We start from the raw sequence: 2,286 nt of genomic DNA, 5'->3' as shown, positions 1-2,286 counted from the left end.
GTGTTGGTAGTGGTCGCGTGCGGCGGCGGTTTGTCCGGCTTCGCCGAGGGTGGTGCCGGCTTGGAAGAGGACAGCGTGCAGACCGCCGTCGTCGGGGTCCCGCGGGACAGTGTGGGTGGCCAGGGAAGTGGTGGCGGCTCGGTACTGCCTGCTGCCGGCCACCTCCTGCTCGGGCCACGTCTCGAGGAGCGCTTCGGCGGCGATGGCTCCGAGCTGGTCGATCTCCCCGGGGGTGAGTGTTTCCCGGAGGGTGCGCTGGAGGAGCTGATGGGTGCGCAGGGTGTGGTCGGCGGTGATGTCGGTCAGGTGGAGCCGGTGGAGGACCCGTAGCGCCCGCTTCACCTCCCGCTCGGTCACGACCCTGCTCGAAGTCCGCGTTCCGGTGTCTCGTGTCTGCTGGAGGTGTTGCTGGAGGGCGGTTGCCGCGGTGATGCCGTCGGGGGTGTTGTTGGGGTCGAGGAGCGCGAGGACGTGGAGAAGCGGCCGGGCGAGTCCCGGAGGCGCGAGGGTGTTGGCGTAGTCGATGGACAGGGTCCAGGCAGCGGTGACGGTATGGGCCTGCCGGTCGGGAAGGCCCTCGACCCCGGGCAGCGCCTCGTCCAGCGACACCTCGGCGAGCTCCGCGCGGTACTCGTCCAGGGTGAGGGCGTTCTCCCGGATGTAGCTGGCGGCCTGGGCCAGGGCGAGCGGAAGGTGCCCGAAGTCGTCGGCCAGCTGCCGCAGCTCGGCGTCCTTCAGGTCGATCCCGGTGCCGGCCAGGCGCTGGCGCAGGTAGTGGACGGCTTCGTCGGGGGTGAAGAGCCCCACGCTGATCTGGCGGCGTCCTTCGGTGAGTGCCGTATCCCGGTTGCGGGTGGTGATGAGGGTGCGTCCGGTGGGTGTGGCCGGCGGCCACAGACCACGGAGCACTCCGGCGGCAGGGACGTCGTCGAGGACGACGAGCCAGCGCTTGTGGGTGGTCTGGAGCCAGGCGAGGAATTCCTGGGCTGCCTGGTCGGCGTCGTCACTGGTGACGACGTGCACACCGGCTTTGCTGAGTCTGTGGCAGGCCTGGGCGTAGGCGGCGGTGATGGTGGCGGAGTCGCTGGCGGTGATCCAGAGCAGAAGATCGACCGCCCCGACGGCGCCTGCCGCGGAAGGGAGCACGCTGCCGGCGGGTACCGGCAGACCGCTTGCCTGGCGGACCTGCTGGACGTGGTGGACGGCGAGCTGGGTCTTGCCCACACCACCGAGCCCGGTGACGACAGCCGCCGCATCGCCAGAGACGGTGCCCGTACTGGTTGTCTCGGCCTGGATAGTGGTGTCGCCTGCGGCCAGAGCGGCGGTGAGCTGGTCGACGGCATCGCGGTGCTGGTAGGCGGTGGCGAGTTCGGGGACGGTACCGAACTGCCGCGGCCACACCACCCCGGTCGCATCACCGGCGGGGGCGGTGATGGCGTCGGCGGTGTGCGGGGTGCCGGGAAAGCCGTGCTCGGCCAGCACGGTACCGAATCCTGGGTCGTCGAGGAGCATGTGGACGGGTTCGGCCGTCAGGCGCCGCTCGCCCATACCGGTGCCGTATTCGACGGCGACGCCGACGAGGTGACTGCCGCTGAAGATGGCGGCGCCGGAGGCTCCGGCCCAGGGGCGTTCCTTCTGCCGTGTGGCGGCGGGCCAGACCTTGCAGTCCAGGACCCAGCGCCGGCCGGCGGTGGTCAGGGGGGCGAGTTCGCCGCGGAGGTTCTCGTACTGGACGGCACCGCCCACGCTGGTGGAGAACGCGGGAATCCCGATCCCTGAGTAGGCCAGCGGGCCGGTGCCCTGGGGTCGGCCCCACCGGACAGCCGTCGTGTGTCCTCCATCCGCGTCCTGGTCGAGAAGCAGTAACGCGACGTCGGCCACTCCGGGGTTGTCGGGGCCGGCGTCCGGGCCCGGCCAGATGACCGTCGCGGTGCGCTGGTGGACTCCGGTGTCGGTGCGGGGGTGTCCGACCCAGACGGTCGCACCGGCCGCGCGGATGCCGTCGTCGTGGACGACGTGGAGTGCGGTCAGTACCAGCCGGGGCCCGATGAGATATCCCGACCCCGACCCCCCGACCGGCTGGTCAGGTTTGATGTAGGCCGTCCTCTGAGCATCCACTGCCGTTCTCCCGCTACGCCTGCGTCTCCGGGTTCGTCACTGTTCAGGCGTCGCCGCCGGGCGGGGTGTCGGTTCCCGGCTGCCCGCCGGGTACGTTGTTGCGGCGGATGCGAGGGGGGCGTCCGCCGAGGGCCTCGTCGCGGACGTTCAGCGTCAGGGTCAGCGTCT

1 protein-coding gene is annotated in these 2,286 nt (G+C 71.1%); it reads right to left on the bottom strand.

Going from position 1 to position 2,286, the window contains the following annotated elements; genetic code table 11:
- The coding region (locus tag ACFQ8C_RS36925) for an NB-ARC domain-containing protein (RefSeq protein ID WP_383466326.1) at nt 1-2,118 on the bottom strand (2,118 nt) is incomplete at its 3' end.
- Nucleotides 2,119-2,286: the final 168 nt, after the last annotated feature.

This window comes from Streptomyces sp. NPDC056503 (assembly GCF_042794995.1).
Classification (GTDB): Bacteria; Actinomycetota; Actinomycetes; order Streptomycetales; family Streptomycetaceae; genus Streptomyces.
Note: the sequence above shows the minus strand (reverse complement) of the source record. Positions and strands in the feature narration are given on the sequence as shown.